Origin of the sequence: Pseudotabrizicola formosa (assembly GCF_002900965.1) — a bacterium.
GTDB classification, from domain to species: Bacteria; Pseudomonadota; Alphaproteobacteria; order Rhodobacterales; family Rhodobacteraceae; genus Pseudotabrizicola; species Pseudotabrizicola formosa.
In genome coordinates, this window is record NZ_PJOM01000005.1 from 140,259 (window position 1) to 153,920 (window position 13,662).

Sequence of the window (13,662 nt, forward strand, 5' to 3'; positions counted from 1 at the left end):
TCAGAAATTCAGGGAATTTCCGGGCAGTTTCCGGTCCCGCAGCGCGGCAGGGCGCAGGTCTTTCGCACCGGCGCTTGCCGCCGCGTTTTCCAAGCTGACGGGGTGATGGTCATGGCACGGCTTTCCATCATTGTGGTCGAGCGCGACAGGGACCGCGCGCTGCGCATTGTCGATGGTCTTATGGCCTCGGGCGATCATGCGATCACGGTCATTTCCGAAAAAACCGGCCTTGCCCGCAGAATCGCCGAGCAAAAGCCCGATATCGTGCTGATCGACGTGGCCGATCCGTCACGCGATGTGCTGGAGGAACTGGCACTGGTCTCGGGCCCGATGGAGCGCCCAGTGGCGATGTTCGTGGACCGCTCCGATGAACAGCTGACCCGTGCCGCGATCGAGGCCGGGGTCTCGGCCTATGTGGTGGATGGATTGCAGCCAGACCGGATCAAGCCGGTGCTGGATGCCGCCATCGCCCGGTTTCACATGTTTCAGAAGATGCGCGCCGAACTGGCCGCCACCAAGGCCGCGCTGGAGGATCGCAAGATCATCGACCGCGCCAAGGCCATCCTGATGAAGGCGCGCGGTATTGATGAAGAGGCCGCCTATGCCCTGCTGCGCAAGACCGCGATGGATCAGAAACGCCGTGTGGCCGACATCGCGCAGCAACTGGTCATGGCGGCAGGATTGCTGACATGAGCCTGATCCCCCTGCGCCTTGGCTATGTCCCGCTGACCGATGCCGCCCCCCTGATCATGGCGCAAGAGCTTGGCTTTGCGGCAGAGGAAGGGCTGCACCTCAATATGATCCGGGTGCAAAGCTGGGCGCAAAGCCGGGATCTGCTGGGCATGGGCGGCATTGACGCGGCGCATATGCTGGTGCCCTTGCCAATTGCGCAGACGCTGGGCCTTGGCCCCGATTATCCCCGGTTCGATCTGGTGATGATGCTGTCGGTGGGCGGGCAGGCGATTGCGGTCAGTGCCGCGCTGGCCGATGCAATGCGGGCGCAGGGCCATGGCTTTGGCTTTGACGATCCGGTGGCGGCCCGCACCGCCTTGGCAAGCGTCGCTGGCGGGCAATTGCGCGTGGGCGTGCCCTTCCCGTTCTCGACGCAGGCCGAACTGGTCCGGCGGTGGCTTGGCGGCACGGAACTGGCCGCAGGCGTGACCATCCACACGGTCCCCCCGCCGCTGATGGCCGACGCCTTGGCGGCGGGCGAGGTGGATGCCTTCTGCGTGGGCGAGCCCTGGGCCTCTTATGCCGTGGAAACCGGGGTCGGCGCGCTGTTGCTGGCGGGCCGGGCGATCTGGGCCTCGCCGCCCGAAAAGGGGCTGGTCCTGACCCGTGATTTTACCGAAAGCCGCGCGGAGGAAACCGGGCGGCTGATGCGCGCGGTCTGGCGCGCCTGCCGCTGGCTCGACCGGCCCGACAATCGCGGTACGGCGGCCGAAATCCTATCGCGGCCGGACTACCTGAACCTGTCACCGGAACTGACCGAACGCGGCCTTCTTGGCCGGTTGCACATCAGTGCGGCGGGAGAGGTGCGGCAGTTTCCCGGCTTTATCCGCTTTCACGAGGGCGGGGCGAATTTCCCGTGGCGCAGTCTGGCGGCGCTGCTGGCGCGGCGGATTGCCGGGCTGCACGGGCTGGACGTGGCGCGCGCGATGGAACAGGCGACGGAATGCTTCCGCACCGATCTGTACCGCCAGCATCTGCGCAGTGCGGGGGCCGATCTGCCGGGCGCATCGGCCCGAATTGAAGGCGCTATGGCGCATCCGACCGCTGTTGCGTCAGAGAAGGGCCAGATGATTCTGGCCCCGGATGCGTTTTTTGACGGCGAAACCTACGATCCGGCGTTTGCACTGCGCTGAAGGATTCAGCAGACCTAACCGCCTTTGCGCAAATGTCATGCTGCACCTGCGATGCAGCAGCGCAGCGCTTGACCGGCGAGCCGGAACGGTCGCATGCTGACAAGTAAGATCAAAGGCAATGGCGCTTTCGATCTGACCATCTTCCGCAAAGATGCGGTCCCCCAAAATGGCAACGCGGCCACCCGTCCTGACCTCACACCCGAGGCAGTGATCGAGGTGGCTTTTTGCCGTTCAGCCCAAGCCCGCCGCGCAGCCGCCGGCCCGGCCTTTGCCAGAGGACACGCCCATGACCCTGATCCAGCCCACCCGCCGCAGCTTTCTGAAATCCGCCGCCAGCGTCGCTGCAACCGCCGCCGCTGTCCGTCTTGCCCTGCCGGGCGGGGCATGGGCCGCCACGGCCACGCCCGAAGTCACCGGCTGTACGCTGGGCTATATCGCGCTGACCGATTCTGCGCCGCTGATCATCGCGCTGGAAAAGGGCTTCTACGCCAAACATGGCATGCCGGATGTGAAGGTGGAAAAGCAGGCCAGCTGGGGGGCCACGCGTGACAACATGGCACTGGGCGCGGCATCGGGCGGCATCGACGGCGGCCATATCCTGCGCCCCAAGGTGCATTTGTATTCCACCGGCAGCGTGATGCAGAACAACCAGCCGCTGCCGATGTATACCCTGCTCAACCTGAACGAGGACGCGCAGGCGATTTCGGTGTCCCAGACCTATGCCGACAGCGGCGTCGGGCTGGACAGTGCGCCGCTGCGCGAGATCTTCGCGGCCAAGCGTGCCGCAGGGGCCGAAATCCCCGTCGCCATGACCTTCCCCGGCGGCACCCATGACCTGTGGATGCGCTATTGGCTGGCCGCCGGCGGGATCGACCCGACCAAGGATGTCGATCTGATCGTGGTGCCGCCGCCGCAGATGGTGGCGAACATGAAGGTCGGCAATATGGAGGCCTTCTGTGTCGGCGAGCCGTGGAATGAACAGCTGGTCAATCAGGGCATCGGCTTTACCGCCACCACCACCGGCGAGATCTGGGCAAACCACCCGGAGAAGATCCTTGGCATGCGCGCCGAATGGGTGGACGCCAACCCCAATGCCACGCTTGCCCTGATGATGGCGGTGATGGAGGCGCAAAGCTGGTGCGACGATGCCGCCAACAAGGACGAGATGGCCGAAATCATCGGCCGCCGCCAATGGTATAACGTGCCGGTCGCCGATATCGTGACCCGGCTGAAGGGCGAGATCAACTATGGCAACGCACGGCAGGAAAGCCGCACCGATCTGGCCATGAAATTCTGGCGGAACGGGGCCACCTCTTTCCCGTGGAAGTCGCTCGATACCTGGTTCATCACCGAAAACAAGCGCTGGGGCTATTTCCCCGGCGATCTGGACACCAAAGCCGTCGTCGATGCCACCAACCGCAGCGACCTGTGGCTGCAGGCGGCGGCGGGTCTGGGAATCGACACCTCGGCCTTTGGCGACAGCCGCGGGGCAGAGACCTTCTTTGACGGCAAGACCTTCGATCCCGCCAACGCTGATGCCTATCTCGACAGTCAGTCGATCAAGGCCATGGTGTAAGGGGGTGGCCATGTCTGTCGTCGCACTCAAGAAAACCCCCGCCCCGGCCAAGCAGGCCCCGGCGCAGGTGCTGCCACTGCCGGTCCCTGCGAAACCCAGCCAATGGCTGCAGAAATCCGGGTCATGGCTGGTCTCCTCGGTGCTGCCGCCGCTGGTGGTGCTGATGATCCTGCTGGCCATCTGGCAGATCGCCTTTTCCGGCCCCACCGCCGGGCTGCCCACGCCCACCAAGGTCTGGGCCGAAAGCAGCGAGCTGATCCTAGATCCGTTCTTTGTCTACGGCTCGCAGGACATCGGCCTTGGCTGGCGGGTGCTGACCTCGCTGGAACGGGTGGCCTACGGCTTTGGGCTTGCCGCCGTGGCGGGGGTGTTGATCGGCGCGGTCATTGGCCAGTCGGCACTGATGATGCGCGGCTTTGACCCGATCTTTCAGGTGCTGCGCACCGTGCCACCGCTGGCCTGGCTGCCGATCAGCCTTGCCGCCTTCATGGACAGCCGCCCCAGCGCGATTTTCGTGATCTTCATCACCGCAATCTGGCCCATCATCATCAACACCGCCGCCGGGGTCCGCGCCATTCCCCAGGATTACCGCAACGTCGCCGCCGTCCTGCGCCTGAACCAGATCGAGTTCTTCTGGAAGATCATGGTTCCCTCTGCCGCGCCCTACATCTTCTCGGGCCTGCGCATCGGGGTTGGCCTGTCATGGCTGGCCATCGTCGCGGCCGAGATGCTGACCGGCGGCGTCGGCATCGGGTTCTTCATCTGGGATGCGTGGAATTCCTCGCGCCTGACCGACATCATCGTGGCGCTGATCTACATCGGAGTGACCGGCTTTGTGCTGGATCGTCTGGTGGGCTGGATCGGTTCCGTTGTCTCCCGGGGGACTGCATCATGACCATGGCACCGACCAGATACCTGCACATCGACCGTATCAGCAAAACCTTCACCAATGGCGCAAAGGTCACCGAGGTGCTGTCAGACATTCGCCTGACCATCGACAAGGGCGAATTCGTCTCGATCATCGGCCATTCCGGTTGCGGCAAATCCACCCTTCTGAACCTGATCGCCGGGCTGACCGACGTGACCACGGGTGCGCTGAAACTGGAAGGCCGCGAGGTGAACGCACCGGGCCCGGAACGCGCCGTGGTGTTTCAGAACCACAGCCTGCTGCCCTGGCTCACCGTCTATGACAACGTGAAACTGGCGGTCTCCAAAGTGTTCTCCGGCACCAAAACCCGGGCGGAACGGCATGACTGGATCATGCAGAACCTCGATCTGGTGCAGATGACCCATGCCGCCGACAAACGCCCCGGCGAGATTTCGGGCGGGATGCGGCAGCGCGTCGGCATCGCCCGCGCCCTGTCAATGGAACCCAAGGTGCTGCTGCTGGATGAACCCTTCGGCGCGCTGGACGCGCTGACCCGGGCGCATCTGCAAGACGCGGTGATGGATATCCACGCCCGCCTTGGCAACACCATGATCATGATCACCCATGATGTCGATGAAGCCGTGCTGCTGGCCGACCGCATCGTGATGATGACCAACGGCCCGGCGGCCACGATCGGCGAGGTGCTGGAGGTTCCCATCCCCCGCCCGCGCGACCGCATCGCGCTTGCCAGCCACCCCGATTACGTCCGCGCCCGCGAAGCGGTGCTGCGGTTCCTCTATGAACGTCATCGCTTCGTCGAAGCGGCGGAGTAACCGATATGAAACAAAAACTTGTGGTGATCGGCGCGGGCATGGCCTCGGGCCGGATGCTGGAGGCTTTGTTTGAGGCGGGGGGCAATTTCGATGTCACCCTGTTCAACGCTGAGCCGCGCGGCAATTACAACCGGCTGATGCTGTCGCCGGTGCTGTCGGGCGAAAAAACCTATGATCAGATCGTGACGCATGATGCGGCGTGGTATCAGGCCCACGGAGTCGATTGCCGCTTTGGTGAACCGGTCGTCAAGATCGACCGCACCAACCGCATCGTCACTTCCAACACCGGCGGCGTGCCCTATGACGCGCTGGTGATTGCCACCGGATCGGCCCCGTTCATCGTGCCGGTGCCGGGCAAGGATCTGCCGGGCGTGGTCGCCTACCGCGATCTGGAAGACACCAATGCGATGATTGCCGCCAGCAAACCCGGTGCCCGTGCCGTGGTGATCGGCGGCGGCCTGCTGGGGCTGGAGGCTGCCGCAGGCATGGCCGCACGCGGGGCCGAGGTCACGGTCATTCACCTGATGGGCCATCTGATGGAACGTCAGCTGGACCCCGCCGCCGGATACCTTCTGCAAAAGGATCTGGAACGTCGCGGCATCCGCATCCACTGCAAGGGGGCCACCAAGGCCATTCTGGGCACCGACAGGGTCGAGGCCGTGCTGCTCGAAGACGGCACCGTCTACCCCGCCGATCTGGTCTGCATGGCCGTGGGCATCCGGCCCGAGGTGCGGCTGGCCAATGACGCGCATCTGGAGGTGGGGCGGGGCATCACGGTGGATGACCAGATGCGCACCTCTGACCCGGCGATCTTTGCACTGGGCGAATGCGTGGAGCATGACAAACAGCTCTTCGGCCTCGTCGCCCCGCTTTACGATCAGGCCAAGGTGCTGGCCGCAACCCTGCTGGGGCAGCAAGCCGCCTTCAAGCCCGTCCAGACCGCCACCAAGCTCAAGGTCACCGGGGTTGATCTGTTCAGCGCAGGTGACTTTGCCGATGCGCCGGGGCGTGAGGATATCGTGTTCCGCGATCCGGGGCGCGGGGTCTACAAGCGCCTGATCCTTGAGGGTGATAAGCTGATCGGCGCGGTGATGTATGGCGACACCGCCGATGGCGCATGGTTCTTTGACCTGATCAAACAGGGCAAACCGATAACCGACCAGCGCGACACGCTGATCTTTGGCCCGGCCTTTCAGGGAGGTGCCCAAACGGACCCTCTGGCAGCCGTTGCAGCCTTGCCGCCTGAGGCGGAAATCTGTGGCTGCAACGGCGTCTGCAAGGGCAAGATCGTCACCGCCATCGGCGGCGGGGCCACCACATTGGATGCCGTGCGCATGGCCACCAAGGCCAGCGCCAGCTGCGGCACCTGCACCGGCCTCGTGGAACAGGTGATGGCCTTGACGCTGGGCGACAGGTTCAGTGCCAACACCAACCCCCCGATGTGCAAATGCACCGATCACACGCATGAAGACGTGCGCAGGCTGATCAAGTCGATGGGGCTGAAATCCATTCCCGCCGTGATGCAGGAATTGGGCTGGAAAACGGTTGGCGGCTGCGCGTCCTGCCGCCCGGCGCTGAACTACTACCTCATCGCCGACTGGCCGACCGAATACACTGACGACCGCCAGTCGCGCTTTGTCAACGAACGCAACCACGGCAATATCCAGAAGGATGGCACCTATTCGGTCGTGCCGCGCATGTGGGGCGGCGTCACCACACCCGCCGAGCTGCGCGCCATCGCCGATGCCGCCGACCGCTATGCCGTGCCGATGGTCAAGGTCACCGGTGGCCAGCGGATCGACCTGCTGGGCGTCAAGAAAGAAGACCTGCCCGCCATCTGGTCCGACCTGAACGCCGCAGGCATGGTCTCGGGCCACGCCTATGCCAAGGGTCTGCGCACGGTGAAAACCTGTGTCGGCACCGAGTTCTGCCGCTTTGGCACCCAAGACAGCACCGGGCTGGGGATAAAGCTGGAAAAGCTGCTTTGGGGGGCATGGACGCCCGCCAAGGTCAAACTCGGCGTCTCGGGCTGCCCGCGCAACTGCGCCGAAGCCACCTGCAAGGACATCGGCGTGGTCTGCGTCGAGTCAGGCTATGAAATCAGCGTCGCAGGCGCCGCTGGCATGGACGTGCGCGAAACCGAGTTTCTGTGCAAGGTCACCACCGAGGCCGAGGTGATGGAGGTGATCGCCGCCTTCACCCAACTCTACCGCGAAAACGCCCGCTACCTGCACCGCATCTACAAATGGGTGGCCAAGGTGGGGCTGGACTGGTGCCGTGCGCAGGTCGAAGACCCGGCCACCCGCCGCGCGCTCTATGACCGGTTCATGCTGTCGCAATCGGTCTACCAGACCGACCCATGGGCCGAACTGGCCGCCAAACCGGCGGATTGGGCCCCGATTGCCGACCTGACGCTGAGGGCCGCAGAATGAGCCGGTTCATCGACATCGCCGCCTTGGAGGATATTCCCCGTCAGGGCGCAAGGCTGGTCAAAACCGCGCTGGGATGTATCGCGGTGTTCCGCACCGCTGATGACCGGGTCTTCGCGCTGGAAGACCGCTGTCCGCACAAGGGCGGCCCGCTGTCCGAAGGCATCGTGCATGGCACTTCCGTTACCTGCCCGCTGCATGCCTGGGTGTTCGACTTGAACACGGGCCAAGCGCAGGGCGCAGATGAAGGCGCGGTGCAGACTTTTGCCGTGCAGCTGACCGCAGGGCGCGTGCTGCTGGATGCCACCCGCCTTGCCCGGCGCTCTGCCGCATGACCGCAGTCCGCACAACCTGCCCCTATTGCGGCGTCGGCTGCGGGGTGATTGCCACGACAGACGGCAAGGGCGGCGTACAGATCAAGGGCGACCCCGACCACCCCGCCAACCGGGGCCGGTTGTGTGTGAAGGGCGCGGCCTTGGGCGAAACCCTGTCCACCGAAGGGCGGCTCATGGCACCGATGATCCGGGGGCGGGAAGCCACATGGGATCGCGCGCTGGATGAGGTGGCCACGCGGTTCTCGCAAACCATCGCCAGGCACGGCCCGGATTCGGTGGCACTCTACGTCTCGGGCCAGCTGTTGACCGAAGATTACTACGTCGCCAACAAGCTGATGAAAGGCTTCATCGGCAGCGCGAATATCGACACCAACTCGCGGCTCTGCATGGCGTCTTCCGTTGCCGGCCACCGCCGCGCCTTCGGGTCAGATACCGTGCCAGGCCAGTACGAAGATCTGGAACTGGCCGATCTGGTGGTTCTGACCGGCAGCAATCTGGCATGGTGCCACCCGGTCCTGCATCAGCGCCTGATGGTCGCCAAGGCCGCCCGGCCCGCGCTGAAGATCGTGGTGATCGACCCGCGCCGCACCGCCACCTGCGAAGGCGCAGACCTGCATCTTGCCCTTGCCCCCGGCGCCGATGCCCATCTGTTCAACCTGCTTTTGTGCCACATCGCCGATCAGGGCCGCCTGAACCCGGACTTCCTGCCCCATGTGGCAGGGCTGGACGCGGCCCTTGCCACCGCCCGCATCAGCACCGCCGACGACACCGGATTGCCCCCGGCAGACCTCGCCGCTTTCCTCTCCCTCTGGGCCAGCACCAAGCGCGTCGTCACCGTCTATTCCCAGGGCATCAACCAATCCGACTCTGGCACCGACAAGGTCAACGCCATCCTGAACTGTCACCTCGCCACTGGCCGCATCGGCCGCCCCGGCATGGGGCCGTTTTCCATCACCGGTCAGCCCAATGCCATGGGCGGGCGCGAGGTGGGCGGGCTGGCCAATATGCTCGCCTGCCATCTGGATCTGGAAAACCCCACCCACCGCAATGCCGTGCAGGCCTTCTGGGCCGCCCCCACCATGGCAACCAAGCCGGGGCTGAAGGCGGTGGACATGTTCCGCGCGGTCGAAGAGGGGCGCATCAAGGCACTGTGTATTCTGCACACCAACCCCGCGGTCACCATGCCCGACGCCCATCGCGTGGCCCGCGCCATCGCCGCCTGCGACTTCGTCGCGGTCAGCGACATCTGGCCCAATACCGACACCGCCCGTCTGGCCCATGTGCTGCTGCCCGCCGCAGGCTGGGGCGAAAAAGATGGCACCGTCACCAATTCCGAGCGGATGATCAGCCGCCAGCGCGCCTTTGCCCCGCCCCCCGGTCAGGCCCGGGCCGATTGGTGGCACCTGGCGCAGGTGGCACAGCGCATGGGCTTTGCGGGGTTCGACTGGGACAGCCCGGCGCAGATCTTCGACGAATACGCCCGCCTGTCCGGCGTGGCGGGCCGCTTGGGTAGCGATTTCGACATCTCGGGGCTGGCCGGCACGGAGTACGAAACCTTCCCCCCGATGGTCTGGCCGCAGGCGGCGCGCAAGGGAGGGCGCTTCTTTGCCGATGGCCGGTTCCACACCCCCGACGGCCGCGCCCGGTTGCTGCCCGTCACCGCCCGCCTGCCCGCCCCCGCCACGCAAACCCTGCCGTTCCGCCTGAACACAGGCCGCGTCCGTGACCAGTGGCACACGATGACCCGCACCGGCATGGCCCCGCGCCTGACCCGGCATCTGGGCGAGCCCTATCTGGAACTGCACCCCACAGATGCCGCCCGCCTTGACCTCGCCCCCGCCGCACTGGCCGAGGTGCACAATGACCATGGCCGCAGCCTCCTGCGGGTGATGATCAGTGCCTCCGTGCAGCCCGGTCACCCCTTCGCCCCGATGCACTGGACGGGCGAGACCGCCCCCACAGGCCGCATCGACGCTTTGGTGCCCGCGCTGACAGACCCGGTCTCCGGCCAGCCCGCCAGCAAATCCGCCGCCGTGGCGATCCGCCCCTATGCAGCCCGCTGGTATGGCTTTGCCCTGTCACAGCGCGATGTGACCCCGATCTGCGACTACTGGGCCAAGGGTCGCATTGCAGGCGGCATCCAGCTGGAACTGGCGGGGCAGGCAGAGCCCGAAGACTGGGCCGATTGGGCCTGCACCCTGTTCGGCCTGCCGCCCCCGTCCGCCATGCTCTCCGACCCGGCGCAGGGCCTGCATCGCATGGCCTTTACGGCGCATGGCAGGCTGACCGCTGCCCTGTTCATCGCCCGCGATCCGGTGCTGCTGTCGCGCGCGCATCTGTCCACAGCGCTCGGTGACACCGACCTGTCGGTCCTCGCAGGCCGCCCCGCCGCCAACCGCCCCGATCCCGGCCCAACCGTCTGTGCCTGCCTGAACGTGGGGCTCAACACCCTCCTGCGCGCGATCAGCACCGATGGGCTGATGAGTGTCGATGCCATCGGTGCCGCCCTTGGCGCGGGCACCAATTGCGGCTCTTGCCGCCCGGAGCTTGCTGCCCTTCTGTCCCGCCACAGCCACCGCGAGGCCGCCGAATGAGCTTTCTTCAGAACCCCGCCACGATCATCCCCGGCGCTGACAGCCCAAGGCAAGGCCGCATCACCCTTGTCGGGGCCGGGCCGGGTGCGGCAGACCATCTGACACTCCGCGCCGTCCGCTGCCTGGGCCAGGCCGATGTGATCTACTATGACCGGCTGGTCGACCCCGAGGTTCTGGCCTTCGCCCGCCCCGGCGCAGAGTGCATCTTTGTCGGCAAGGAGGTTGGTGCCCACAGCTGGCCGCAATCCCGGATCGACGCGACAATCGTTGCCGCCGCCCTGCAGGGCAAGCATGTGGTGCGGCTCAAATCCGGCGATCCGTCAATCTTTGGCCGCGCCGGCGAAGAGATTGCCGCCGCCCGCGCCCATGGCATTGCCATCGACGTCATTCCCGGCGTCACCGCCGCCTCTGCCGCCGCCGCCAGCCTGTGCCAGCCGCTCACCCTGCGCGGCGTGACAGACCGGGTGGTGCTGGCCACTGCCACCTGTTGCACCGGCGACATGCCGTCAGGCGTGGCCGAAATGGCGCGGCCCGGCACCTCGCTGGTGTTCTACATGGCGATGAACCAGCTCGACGCGCTGACCGCGCAGCTGCTGCTGGCCGGGGTGTCCCCCGCTCAGCAGGTGACGGTTGCCGCCAATATCTCGCGCCCCGATGAACGTGCGATCACGACCACGCTGGCACGGCTGTCGCAGGATTGCCGGGCGGCACAGCTGCGCAATCCGGCGATCCTGCTGATCGAACTGGCAAAACTGGCCGGGGAGGCGATGGCACAGGTCGGGTCGGACCCTGCCAAAGTGGTCTGCCCTGCCTAAGACCCTGCATCCCGCAGCATAGCGCGCAGACTGTCCTCCAGCGCGATCTTCGGGGCCCAACCCGTGGCCGCCCTCAGGCGCGCGGGGCTGCCGATGCTTGTGCGGACAGCCGCGGGATTGTGCAGGCCGCCGTCGCGGATCACCGGCTGCCAGCCGCCAAGCCGGCACAGCAGGTCCAGAACCTGGTGCAAGCTGTGTCCCTGACCGCTGGCCACATTGAACATCCCCTGCGGACCTTTGGGCTGGCCCAGCCTCACCAGTGCCGCCGCCACATCGCGCACATCCACCCAGTCCCGCACCACCTGAGCGTTGGAAAGCGCGAAATCCGAAGGCTCCGCGCGCAGCTGCGCGGCAAAGAGCTGCGGCACCAGATGCGCAGGCTGGCCCGGGCCGGTCACATTGAACGGCACCGCGACCGCCAGATCAAGACCCAGCCGCTTGGCCTGTGCCAGCGCATGCAGCGTCACCGCCGCCTTGCTGACCCCATAAGCCCCGGCGGGGCGCAGCGGATGGTCTTCTCGGATGGCCTCCAGACCCTCCGGCATCGGCGCATAGATCGCGGCGGAGGACACCACCACCAGCCGCACGGGCCGCGGCAGGCCCGCCGCCGCCGCGATCAGCCGCGCCGTAGCGGTCAGATTGGCCGCCGTCAGCGCGGCCCGGCCCTCCTCGGTCGGGGGCGCTTGGGTCAGGCCAGCACAGTGGATGATGCCATCGGGCCGCAGGTCGGCCAGCAGGGCTTGCAGCGGATCGGTCACCAGATCGGCGCAACCTACCTCTGCCCCTGGCGGCACTGGCGCTGCCGGGGCCGTCCGGTACAGGGCAATCGCGCGATGACCGCTGGCCAACAGGGCCTGCACAACCGCCCCGCCGACAAAGCCGCCCGCGCCGGTGACCAGCACCCGCCGCCCTGTGTTGTCCTGCCTGATGGGGTCCAACGCGTCTTTCCGTGCCTGCCTGATGCAGCGCAGTTGGCGGCAAGACCCGGCGGCAATCAAGCCCTCTCAGCGCCCCGCATCCCCCTGTCTCGTGGCAAATGCGCCCTTGCCCTGCCGCAGCAATGCCATGCCGCCCCGCCCGGCCCCGGCCGGACCATACCGGGGATCAGCCCGGCGCAGATAGGCAATCTGGCGCAAGGTTGTCGTGACACAGACGGTTCCCAGAATGTCGCGCATCATGCCGATATCGGCCCTGATACCCTCCCGCCAGCCGGTCTTTGCGGCCTTCGACGGGCTGGACACGCGCGGCCAGCCGACAATCGCCACCGACAGACCGGCGGCCTGAATATGGGTGTTCAGGAACACCTCCAGCCCAAAGCGTGGCAGCGCGTTCAGCCCCGGCAGAATCGGCCGGATCAGCCACATCGGCAGCACCCGCTCGCCGGTGATGTAATCGACGCCCAGCCAGTGCCAGACTCTTGGCGCATTGCCCCGCAGCGACAGCGCCACATCGGTCCGCCCTTCGGCCACCGGTGCCAGCAACTGTGACAGGTCTGCCGCGCATAACCCGGTCAGATCGGCATCCAGCAACAGCACATGGCTGGTACGAACCTCGCGCAGCGCCTGCGCCACCGCCGCCGACTTGCCCCGGTTGGGCCACAGCCGCACCACCCGCACCCCGGCGACCCGGGCCACCGCCGCCGTGTCATCGCGCGATCCGTCATCCACCACCACAACCGACTGGATCATCGGGTGATTCTGCACGGCGGCCAATACGGCGGTGAGGCGCGCGGCCTCGTTATGTGCGGGGATCAGACAGGTGAAGGTGGGTGTCATGTGTCTTTCTCGCTGCGGGAGGTGAGATGAAAAAGGGCAAAGACAACAGCACAGAACAGCACCAGCAGTGCCGCGCCGATCAGCCCCAGACCGGCCCGGCCGGTCACCGCGCCAAACCACCAGCCGAAGGCAAGGCAAAGGCCGGTCTTGGGCAGGGTCGCCAGCGTGTTCAGAACCAGAAACCGCATCACCGGCATCCGGGCCATGCCCGCCGCCAGCAACACGGCAAAGCCTGCCGAATGCGTCAGCTTGCCCAGCACCAGAAGTCGCCCGCCATTGCGCCGGAAGGTCCGCAGCGCGCCCGCCAGCCGCCGCCGCGTCACACCAAACCGCCCCAGCCAGGGCAGCGCCAGACCGGCGCGCCCCCGGCGCCCGATCCAGTACAGCACGACATCGCCCGCCAGATCGGCCACGACCAGCACGACAAAGGCCAGTTGCAACGGCACCAGCCCGGCCTTTGCCAGATAGCCTGTCACCACCGACACCACCGGCCCTTCCAGCAGGGCCAGGGGCGCGATGATCAGCAATCCGTAGTCGCGGATCAGCGCACCGACATCCGCTTCGGTCATCCG

At 66.3% G+C, this 13,662-nt stretch carries 12 protein-coding genes; 9 read left to right on the forward strand and 3 right to left on the reverse strand.

Annotated elements, in window-relative coordinates; all coding sequences use genetic code 11:
* Positions 1 to 111: 111 nt before the first annotated feature.
* From CXR43_RS15900 to cobA, 9 genes are all read left to right on the forward strand, one after another.
* A complete protein-coding gene (locus CXR43_RS15900; RefSeq protein WP_435530814.1) occupies positions 112 to 693 on the forward strand; it encodes an ANTAR domain-containing response regulator in 582 nt (193 codons plus the stop codon).
* Positions 690 to 1,865 (forward strand): ABC transporter substrate-binding protein, encoded by a 1,176-nt coding sequence (locus tag CXR43_RS15905; RefSeq protein WP_103335716.1) that lies wholly within the window; start codon positions 690 to 692, stop codon positions 1,863 to 1,865. The genes CXR43_RS15900 and CXR43_RS15905 overlap by 4 nt, the downstream gene beginning before the upstream one ends.
* 286 nt (positions 1,866 to 2,151) lie before the next feature.
* Positions 2,152 to 3,441, forward strand: coding sequence for a CmpA/NrtA family ABC transporter substrate-binding protein (locus CXR43_RS15910; protein WP_103335719.1), 1,290 nt, complete (start codon positions 2,152 to 2,154; stop codon positions 3,439 to 3,441).
* A gap of 10 nt (positions 3,442 to 3,451) precedes the next feature.
* Positions 3,452 to 4,336, forward strand: a complete 885-nt coding sequence (ntrB, locus tag CXR43_RS15915; RefSeq protein WP_103335721.1) for a nitrate ABC transporter permease — start codon at positions 3,452 to 3,454, stop codon at positions 4,334 to 4,336.
* A complete protein-coding gene (locus tag CXR43_RS15920; RefSeq protein ID WP_246831427.1) occupies positions 4,333 to 5,142 on the forward strand; it encodes an ABC transporter ATP-binding protein in 810 nt (269 codons plus the stop codon). Before ntrB ends, CXR43_RS15920 begins: the two co-directional genes overlap by 4 nt.
* 5 nt (positions 5,143 to 5,147) lie before the next feature.
* Positions 5,148 to 7,574 carry a nitrite reductase large subunit NirB gene (gene nirB, locus CXR43_RS15925; RefSeq protein WP_103335724.1) on the forward strand — a complete coding sequence of 809 codons (2,427 nt, stop codon included), beginning with the start codon at positions 5,148 to 5,150 and terminating at the stop codon, positions 7,572 to 7,574.
* Positions 7,571 to 7,906 (forward strand): nitrite reductase small subunit NirD, encoded by a 336-nt coding sequence (nirD, locus tag CXR43_RS15930; protein ID WP_103335727.1) that lies wholly within the window; start codon positions 7,571 to 7,573, stop codon positions 7,904 to 7,906. Before nirB ends, nirD begins: the two co-directional genes overlap by 4 nt.
* Entirely contained in the window at positions 7,903 to 10,500 is a 2,598-nt protein-coding gene (locus CXR43_RS15935) for a nitrate reductase (RefSeq protein ID WP_103335729.1), read from the forward strand. Before nirD ends, CXR43_RS15935 begins: the two co-directional genes overlap by 4 nt.
* The gene (cobA, locus tag CXR43_RS15940; RefSeq protein WP_103335732.1) at positions 10,497 to 11,315 is read left to right on the forward strand and encodes a uroporphyrinogen-III C-methyltransferase; all 819 of its coding nucleotides are present in this window, start codon (positions 10,497 to 10,499) and stop codon (positions 11,313 to 11,315) included. Before CXR43_RS15935 ends, cobA begins: the two co-directional genes overlap by 4 nt.
* On the opposite strand, the gene CXR43_RS15945 is transcribed toward cobA, so the two are convergent.
* The 3 genes from CXR43_RS15945 to CXR43_RS15955 form a co-directional block, all read right to left on the reverse strand.
* Positions 11,312 to 12,253, reverse strand: coding sequence for an NAD-dependent epimerase/dehydratase family protein (locus CXR43_RS15945; RefSeq protein WP_168219860.1), 942 nt, complete (start codon positions 12,251 to 12,253; stop codon positions 11,312 to 11,314). The two genes, cobA and CXR43_RS15945, sit on opposite strands and share 4 nt — an antisense overlap.
* 66 nt (positions 12,254 to 12,319) lie before the next feature.
* A complete protein-coding gene (locus CXR43_RS15950) occupies positions 12,320 to 13,090 on the reverse strand; it encodes a glycosyltransferase (RefSeq protein WP_103335737.1) in 771 nt (256 codons plus the stop codon).
* Positions 13,087 to 13,659 carry a DedA family protein gene (locus CXR43_RS15955; protein ID WP_103335740.1) on the reverse strand — a complete coding sequence of 191 codons (573 nt, stop codon included), beginning with the start codon at positions 13,657 to 13,659 and terminating at the stop codon, positions 13,087 to 13,089. Before CXR43_RS15955 ends, CXR43_RS15950 begins: the two co-directional genes overlap by 4 nt.
* Positions 13,660 to 13,662 lie beyond the last annotated feature (3 nt).

Excerpts from the sequence above, each read along its gene's own strand:
- CXR43_RS15900 (WP_435530814.1), top strand. The coding sequence starts at position 112 with ATGGCACGGCTTTCCATCATTGTGGTCGAGCGCGACAGGGACCGCGCG.
- CXR43_RS15905 (WP_103335716.1), top strand. The coding sequence starts at position 690 with ATGAGCCTGATCCCCCTGCGCCTTGGCTATGTCCCGCTGACCGATGCC.
- CXR43_RS15910 (WP_103335719.1), top strand. The coding sequence starts at position 2,152 with ATGACCCTGATCCAGCCCACCCGCCGCAGCTTTCTGAAATCCGCCGCC.
- ntrB (WP_103335721.1), top strand. The coding sequence starts at position 3,452 with ATGTCTGTCGTCGCACTCAAGAAAACCCCCGCCCCGGCCAAGCAGGCC.
- CXR43_RS15920 (WP_246831427.1), top strand. The coding sequence starts at position 4,333 with ATGACCATGGCACCGACCAGATACCTGCACATCGACCGTATCAGCAAA.
- nirB (WP_103335724.1), top strand. The coding sequence starts at position 5,148 with ATGAAACAAAAACTTGTGGTGATCGGCGCGGGCATGGCCTCGGGCCGG.
- nirD (WP_103335727.1), top strand. The coding sequence starts at position 7,571 with ATGAGCCGGTTCATCGACATCGCCGCCTTGGAGGATATTCCCCGTCAG.
- CXR43_RS15935 (WP_103335729.1), top strand. The coding sequence starts at position 7,903 with ATGACCGCAGTCCGCACAACCTGCCCCTATTGCGGCGTCGGCTGCGGG.
- cobA (WP_103335732.1), top strand. The coding sequence starts at position 10,497 with ATGAGCTTTCTTCAGAACCCCGCCACGATCATCCCCGGCGCTGACAGC.
- CXR43_RS15950 (WP_103335737.1), bottom strand. The coding sequence starts at position 13,090 with ATGACACCCACCTTCACCTGTCTGATCCCCGCACATAACGAGGCCGCG.
- CXR43_RS15955 (WP_103335740.1), bottom strand. The coding sequence starts at position 13,659 with ATGACCGAAGCGGATGTCGGTGCGCTGATCCGCGACTACGGATTGCTG.